Source organism: Mesorhizobium sp. P5_C1 (assembly GCF_054049815.1).
This window is the reverse complement of sequence record NZ_JBFULQ010000272.1, coordinates 1-7,404: the sequence shown is the minus strand read 5'-3', so window position 1 is coordinate 7,404 and position 7,404 is coordinate 1. Positions and strand designations below refer to the sequence as shown.

4 protein-coding genes are annotated in these 7,404 nt (G+C 65.5%); all 4 read right to left on the bottom strand.

Features of this window, described 5'->3' with window-relative positions; genetic code table 11:
* The coding region (locus ACXJ7R_RS20055; protein WP_457153365.1) for a DNA topoisomerase IB at positions 1–835 on the bottom strand (835 nt) is incomplete at its 3' end.
* A gap of 99 nt (positions 836–934) precedes the next feature.
* A complete protein-coding gene (locus tag ACXJ7R_RS20050; RefSeq protein WP_457153364.1) occupies positions 935–1,819 on the bottom strand; it encodes a transglutaminase family protein in 885 nt (294 codons plus the stop codon).
* Between the two features lie 67 nt (positions 1,820–1,886).
* Complete coding sequence (locus ACXJ7R_RS20045; RefSeq protein WP_457153363.1) at positions 1,887–4,298, bottom strand: circularly permuted type 2 ATP-grasp protein; 2,412 nt, start codon at positions 4,296–4,298, stop codon at positions 1,887–1,889.
* Positions 4,299–4,304: 6 nt separating this feature from the next.
* Positions 4,305–7,404: transglutaminase family protein (locus ACXJ7R_RS20040; RefSeq protein ID WP_457153362.1), on the bottom strand; the 3,100-nt coding region annotated here is incomplete at its 5' end.

Genomic DNA, 7,404 nt, shown 5'->3' with positions numbered 1-7,404 from the left:
CAAACAGTGACGCGGCGTGGATGGTGCCGCCCCAGGTGCGGAAGTGCTTGGAGCTGAACGCATCGCCAACGGCCTCCCTGATATAGCAGTTGACGTCCTCTGAACGGACCGGCCGCCTGTTGCCGTCTTCATCGAGATACTGGAACAGTTTTTGGCCGGGCAGGTCCTGTGCGCCGCGCACGATCCCGGCGATGCGGCGATCGACCAGCTTGAGCTTCCACTCCTTGCCGGACTTTCCCTTGAAGGCGAAGCGCAGGCTTGAACCGACGATGTCGACGTGGCGGTCGCGCAATGTGGTCAGCCCGAAACTCTTGTTGTCGCGGGCGTAGGCGGCGTTGCCGACGCGGATCATAGTGTTGTCGAGCAGCCAGACGACGGCGGCGACGACACGCTCGAGCGGCAGGCCGCGACGGCGCAGATCGCCGTCGATCCGGCGCCGCAGGACCGGCAGGCTTTCGGCAAAGGCGACAAGGCTCGAATATTTGGCGCCGTCGCGTTCTTCGGCCCATTGCGGATGGTAGCGGTACTGCTTGCGTCCGCGCTGGTCCCTGCCGGTCGCCTGGATATGACCGTCGTCGTCCGGCGAAATCCACACATCCGTCCAGGCCGGCGGAATGACGATAGCCTCGATGCGCGCCCGCGTGACGTCGGGAACTGGCCGCCCGTTCGGTCCCTTGTAGGAAAACCCCTTGCCTGTCTTAAGCCGCCTTATGCCGGGCTCGGCATCGCTGACATAGGTAAGCGATGCATGATCGGCCGAGGTTTGCGCCCCGTTCTTCGGCACAGCATCTTCGTCAGCCGGCCGGCCGTGCGACAATCCGGATTTTTGCAGCATGTCTGCTCCACGCAAATATCCGTAGATAAGCTGCGGGCCGATTGCTGGTTCCAAAGGTCGTGCGAAAAGCCGGCGACAGCGCTGGCGCCGAGCCTGCTTTCAGGCTTTTTCGAGCACGACCGGAATGACGTCGACAGCCTGTTCGCCGACCTGTCCGCCGGTGGTCTTCAGCACGCCGACGATCGGCGCCACGTCCGAATAGTCGCGGCCGTAGCCGACGGTGATGTGGTCGTTGCTGGCCCGCATGCCGTTGGTCGGATCGAATTCCTGCCAGCCGGCGTCGCGCCCGCACCAGGCCTTGACCCAGGCATGCATGGCATCGGCGCCTTCCAGCCGAGGCTTGCCCTTCGGCGGGATGGTGCGCAGGAAGCCGCTGACATAGCCGGCCGGAATACCGAGTCCGCGCAGGCCGGCGATCATGATGTGCGAAAAGTCCTGGCAGACGCCACGCTTCAGCCTGAAGGCGTCGCTGGCCCGGGTCCGCACCGTCGTCGCCTCGCCGTCATAGGTGAAATCGCGATGGATGCGATTGCACAGGTCCATCGCCGTGCCGGCGGCGGAGCCGCCGACGCTGCCTTGCGCATAGAGGGTGATCGCACCATCGATGCCGGCATGGGTGCTGCCCGTCAGGAAATGATGCGGTGCATCAGACGCCAGCGACCGCACCGCGGCGAGTTCCTGCCTGAGCCGGCCGATATCGGGCGACACGTCGAGCCCGGGCTCGGGCCGCGACACCGATACGCGTGCGCTCATCCTTATGTCGAGCGCATCATGCGCGTCGCGAAAGGCGATCGAGGTGACGTTGTTGCCGAAGAAGTCCAAAAAATCCGAACGCTCGTTGGGCGCCGGCGCAAAAGACAATGACGCGGCGATGACGCGCTGCACCCCGGAAATCGTCGATGGCAGCACGCGGATCTGGTGGCGGCCGCCGCCCGCCGCCGCGGCATAGTCGTAATGGAGATGGAGCCGGATGTCGTAAAGCATGCGCTACTTTTCTTGTCTTGGCGCAGGGTCTTGTCGCAAAACCATGTGACCCTTTTGCGGAACCTGCCTAGCCGAAATAGGCTTTGGCGAGGCTGTTGTAGAGGCCGCCGATTTCATAGGCGAGATCGTCCAGCGCCTTGGCCGTCATGTCCGAAGGCTCCTTGATGGCAATCTGGGTGTTGAGTTGCAGGATCTCCTTGGCCGCCGGCGACATGTGCCCCTCGCCGCCGAGCGACGGCAACAGGCCGATCTCTGCCTTCAGCCTTTCGAGCTGGAACAGGATGGAGCGCGGATTGAGCGGGTCGAGCGCCAGGAGATCGACCACCGTGCGCCGGCCGGCCTGCACCGGATATTGCCGGCGGTGGGTCATCACGCTGTCGCCGATCTCCAGCATCATGTCGAGCGCGCCGTCCGGCGCCTTGGCGCCGGTCAGCCGGGACAGCGTGCGGGCGATCTGGATGCCGCGCTCCAGCCGCCGGCCGATCTCGAGGAAACGCCAACCGGCGAAGCGGTACATGTTCTCATGCAGCAGGCCGGAGAAGCCGGCGAGCTTGCGCAGGATGACCGTCATGGCCCGTGTCGCGTCGTCGCCGGGCGCCACCGTGGTTGCGAACTGATGGATGGTCTTCGACAGATCCTTGAGCGCCAGCCAGCCATCGGGTGAGAACCGGTCGCGGATCTGCCCGGCGCTGTAGACGGCGCTATCCAGCGTGCCGATCAGTCCCGACGGGATCGCCGTCTCGACGTCGATGCCGAAAGGTTCGAGATAATCCCTGATGTCGGCAAGCAGCGGCATGTCCGGATCGGAGGTCTCGGCGAGCCGCACATGATAGGCGCGCAGGATGCGCACCGTGTCTTCCGAGCGTTCGATGTAGCGGCCGAGCCAGGTCAGGTTTTCCGCCGCCCGGCTGGGCAGGCTGCCCGGCCTGGTGCGGATGAAGCTGTCGCCTTCTTGCGGCAGCAGCGTCTCGCGCTCCACCGGTCTGTCGCTGACCACCCAGACGTCCGCAGCCTGGCCGCCACGCTGCATGGCGATCGCCGTCGGATCGAGCGACAGGCCGACGCGGGCAAAACCGCCCGGCATCACCGTCCAGCCCTCGGGCGTGCGCGCCAGATAGACGCGCAGGCTCGCCGGCCGTGGCTCCAGCCAGCCGCCGACAAAGACCGGTGTCGTTGAAAGCGTCACCGCTTCCTGGCCGACGAAGGCGCCGCCTTCACCTTCGATGCGCGCCACCAGCTCAGCCCGCTCCCCGGCGGAAAGCGCCGAGCCGAGCTTCGTCTGGTTGTCATCCTCGAAGGCAAGCCGTGTCGATAGCGCCGGACCGATCACCATGCGGTCGATATTGGCCAGCACATGCGCGCGTTCCGTCGCCTGCCCGCACCACCACGTCGCGACGCTCGGCAGCAGCAATTCCTCGCCCCGCAAGGCGCGCGAGATCTTGGGCAGGAAGGCGAGCAGCGCGCGTGTTTCCATCAGGCCGGAGCCAAGCGCGTTGACGGTCGCAACCGCGCCCTGGCGGATCGCCTCGACAAGGCCTGGCGTGCCGATCTGCGAATCCGGGCGCAGTTCGAGCGGATCGGCGAAGGCAGCGTCGAGCCGCCGCCACAGCACGCTGATCGGCATCAGGCCGGAGACCGTGCGCACCATCAGCCTGCCGCCGGAGACGGTCAGATCCTCGCCTTCGAGCAGCATGATACCGAGATAGCGGGCGATATAGGCGTGTTCGTAATAGGTTTCGTTGAGCGGCCCCGGCGTCAGGATGGCGACACGGCCGTCGGTTTCCTTGGCCATGCCGATCAACGCATCGCGAAAACGGCGGAAGAAGCCGGCAAGGCGGTGCACATGCATCTCGCCGTAGATATCGGACAGCGCGCGTGTGGTGGCGACGCGGTTCTCCAGCGCAAAGCCGGCGCCGGATGGCGCCTGGGTGCGGTCGCCCAGCACCCACCATTGGCCGTCGGGCCCGCGGCCGAGTTCGAACGCGCAGAAATGCAGGAAATGCCCGCCAGCCGGCCTGGTGCCGACCACTGGCCGCAAATATTCCGGGCTGGCGGCGATCAGCCCCGCCGGCAGGATGCCCTTTTCGACCAGCCGGTTCGGCCCGTAGATGTCCGCAATCGTCTCTTCGAACAGTTCGGCGCGCTGCACCAGGCCGGCGCTGATCGCGGCCCACTCGCTGTCCTCGATAAGCAGGGGAATATGCGCCAGCGGCCATTCGCGCTCATTGGCGCCGGCCTTGTCATAGACGCGGTAATAGACGCCGGCGTCGCGCAGATACTGGTCGGCGCGCGCGAAGCGCTGGCCAAGCTTTTCAGCCCCAAGTTCGTCGAGCGCCTCGATGAAGTGCTTCCAGACCGGACGGGGAGTGCCTGACGCATCGACCATCTCGTCGACGACGCCGTCGATCGGCTGGTAGTGCTCCAGCAGGCTGTGGATCTGCGGCTTGCCGCGTACCCTTTTGTGATTCCCCTTTGCCATCGTTGATCAGAGTCTTGCCGGCCGCCGAAGGTCAAGCGTCATCGGGAAATCTTCCGCCGGTTGTTCCTCACGCAGCACATAGAAGGACGGCGTATGGCCGCGCGGTTCGAAGCGGGCGAGCCGCCGTGCCTCCGCCTCGTTGCCGTTGACCGGGAAGGTGTCGTAGTTGCGCCCACCGGGATGCGCGACATGGTAGACGCAGCCGCCGACCGCGCGGCCCGACCAGCGGTCATAGATGTCGAACACCAGCGGCGTGTTGACCGGCAGCGCCGGATGCAGTCCCGAAGCCGGCTGCCACGCCTTGAAGCGGACGCCCGCCACCGCCACCTCGCGGTTGTCGGTGACCTTCATCGGCACGATGCGGCCGTTGCAGACCACCGCATGACGCTCGGGGTTCAGCCCCTCGGTCTTGACCTGCAGCCGTTCGACCGAGGAATCGACGAAGCGCACGGTGCCGCCGATCGCCCCTTGCTCGCCCATTACGTGCCAAGGCTCGAGCGCCTGCCGCAGCTCCAGCTTGATGCCGGCATGCTGGACCTCGCCGCAGAACGGGAAGCGGAATTCGAGCTGGGCATCGAACCATTCCGGACGAAACTCGAAGCCGCTGAGCTTGAGATCGTCGAGCACGTCGAGAAAATCCGCCCAGACATGGTGCGRCAGCATGAAACGATCATGCAACGAGGTGCCCCAGCGCACGAAGCGGCCGTCGAGCGGGTTTTTCCACGCGCGGGCAATAATGGCACGGACCAAGAGCTGCTGCGCCAGACTCATGCGCGCATTGGGCGGCATCTCGAAGCCGCGGAACTCGACCAGGCCGAGCCGGCCGGTCGGCCCGTCCGGCGAAAACAGCTTGTCGATGCAGATTTCCGAGCGATGCGTATTGCCCGTGACATCGGTCAACAGGTTGCGGAACAGCCGGTCGACCAGCCACGGCAAGGGTGCCGCGCCCTGGTCGGGATGCGGCACCTGCGCCATCGCGATCTCGAGCTCGTAGAGCGAGTCATGACGCGCCTCGTCGAAGCGCGGCGCCTGGCTGGTCGGGCCGATGAACAGGCCGGAGAACAGGTAGGACAGCGACGGATGCCGCTGCCACTGCAGCACCAGGCTCTTCAACAAATCGGGCCGGCGCAGGAACGGACTGTCATTGGGTGTCGCGCCGCCGACCACGACATGATTGCCGCCGCCGGTGCCAGTGTGGCGTCCGTCGATCATGAACTTGTCGGCGCCAAGCCGGGTCTGCCGCGCCTCCTCGTAGATCGCTGTCGTCGTCGCCACGCAATCCTGCCAGTTGGCGGCAGGATGGATGTTGACTTCGATGACGCCGGGATCGGGTGCGACGCGGATGACGTTGAGGCGCGGATCGTGCGGCGGGCCATAGCCTTCGATATGCACCGGCAGACCGATGGTCCGCGCTGCATTCTCGGCAGCCGCCACCAGTTCAAGATAGTCTTCGAGCGCCTCGACCGGCGGCATGAACACGCAGAGCCGGCCGTCGCGCGGCTCTACCGAAAGTGCGGTGCGCACCGCGCCGCCGATCTCGGTGATTTCCTGCTCGACCCGGTCCTGTTGACCGCTTGCCGCGGTGAACGACACCGCCTGCTGGCGGCGCGCCATTTCATCGGCGCCTTCGAGTTCGGCCGGAGCCGCTACGGGCAGGATCGCCTCGCGCGCCTGCAATGGGCCGCGCGGCAGCGAGGGATCGACCGGCACGATGTAGGGGAACTGCGCCGGCGGCACATAGGGAAGCGTGCCGAGCGGCAAGCGATAGCCGACCGGAGAATCGCCCGGCACCAGGAACAGCCGGCCGCGCCGCGTCTTCCACTTTTCCGAACGCCAGCGCGGTCCCGACGCCTGGCTGTTCCAGCGCTGCACCGGCAGTACATAGCCGGACGGCTTGGTCAGCCCGCGTTCGAAGACTTTCGCCATGCGGCTGCGCTCTTCCGGATCCTCCAGCTTGGAGTTGGAGGGATCGACATTGTCCGGCAGCTTGCCTTCCTTGAGCAGCCACTCGGCCGGATCCTCATAGGCTTCGCTGACCATGGATTTTTCGATGCCGAGTTCCCCGGCAATCGCCGTCAGCAGGTCTTCGGCCTGTTTCGGCCCGACATCGGCCTCACTCTTTTCGCGCGCGATCAGCGACGGGTCGCTCCAAACCGGTTCACCATCGGCGCGCCAGTAGAGCGAGAAGGTCCAGCGCGGCAGGCTCTCGCCCGGATACCATTTGCCTTGGCCGTAGTGGAGAAAGCCGCCCGGCGCGAAGCGCTCGCGCAACCGTCGGATCAGCGCATCGGCCTTCTCGCGCTTGGTCGGTCCGACGGCAGCGGTGTTCCACTCCGCGGATTCGAAATCGTCGATCGAGACGAAGGTCGGCTCGCCGCCCATCGTCAGCCGCACGTCACCTTCCGCAAGTGCTGCATCGACCTTGTTGCCGAGTGCATCGAGCGCCTGCCAGCTTTCATCCGAGAACGGCTTGGTGATGCGCGGATGTTCGGCGATGCGGTCGACCCGCATCTCGAAGCCGAAGTCGACATTGGCAAAGCTCGCCATGCCGGAAATCGGCGCTGCGTTGCGGAAATGCGGCGTGGCGGCGAGCGGCACATGGCTCTCGCCGGTGAGCAGGCCGGAGGTCGGATCGAAGCCGATCCAGCCGGCGCCGGGAAGATAGACCTCGCACCAGGCATGCAGATCGGTGAAGTCTACGGCGGTTCCAGGCGGTCCATCCAGCGCGACGAGATCCGGCTTGAGCTGGATCAGATAGCCGGAGACAAAGCGCGCGGCGATGCCGAGATTGCGCAAGATCTGCACCAGCAGCCAGCTTGAATCGCGGCACGAGCCTTTTTTCGCGGCCAGCGTCTCTTCCGGCGAGAACACACCGGTCTCCATGCGCACGATATAGGCGATTTCGCGCTGCAGCCGGGCATTGAGATCGACGAGGAAATTGACGGTGTTCTTTGCGCTGCGGTCGATGGTCCCGAGCAAAGCCGAAAGCAGCGGACCGGCCGGCTCCGGGGTGCGGTAAATGGCGAGATCGTCGCGGATCTCTTCCGGATACTCGAACGGAAACGCCTCGGCCGACGGCTCGACGAAGAAATCGAACGGATTGTAG